The following is a 498-nucleotide window of genomic DNA, read 5'->3' on the forward strand; positions in this document are numbered from 1 at the left end:
CCGCTCCTCCGCCGTCATCACCTCCAGCGTGGACACGCGAGCGTCGGGCTGGGCGGCGAGGGCGGAGAGAAGGACGCTGAAGTGGCCCATGAGGCGCTGGGCGGTGGAGGCGTCGAAGAGGTCGGAGCTGTACTCGAGGAAGCCGGTAAGGCCCTGAGGCACCTCGAAGAGGGTGAGGGCCAAATCGAAGCGGGAGGAGTTGCCCTCCAGGGGGATGGGCTGGAAGGCCATGCCCGGCACGCGCAGGGCTTCTGCGGGTGCGTTCTGCAGGACGAGCATCACCTGGAACAGCGGGCTGCGGCTCAAGTCACGCGAGGGCTGGAGGACTTCCACCAGCTTCTCGAAGGGGACGTGCTGGTGCTCGTAGGCCGCGAGCGTGGTTGCCTTCACCTGGGCCAGCAGCTGGCGGAAGGAGTCCTCCGGGCGCACGTGGGCGCGCAACACCAGCGTGTTGACGAAGAAGCCGATGAGGCCCTCGGCCTCGGAGTGGGTGCGGCC

The 498-nt window shown here is 68.5% G+C and carries 1 protein-coding gene; it reads right to left on the minus strand.

The window, feature by feature from the left end:
- Positions 1 to 498, minus strand: a 498-nt coding sequence (locus D7Y04_RS42555) for a condensation domain-containing protein (RefSeq protein ID WP_147477332.1), incomplete at both ends; no start/stop codon positions are given.

Origin of the sequence: Corallococcus sp. AB038B (assembly GCF_003668955.1) — a bacterium.
GTDB lineage: Bacteria > Myxococcota > Myxococcia > Myxococcales > Myxococcaceae > Corallococcus > Corallococcus exiguus.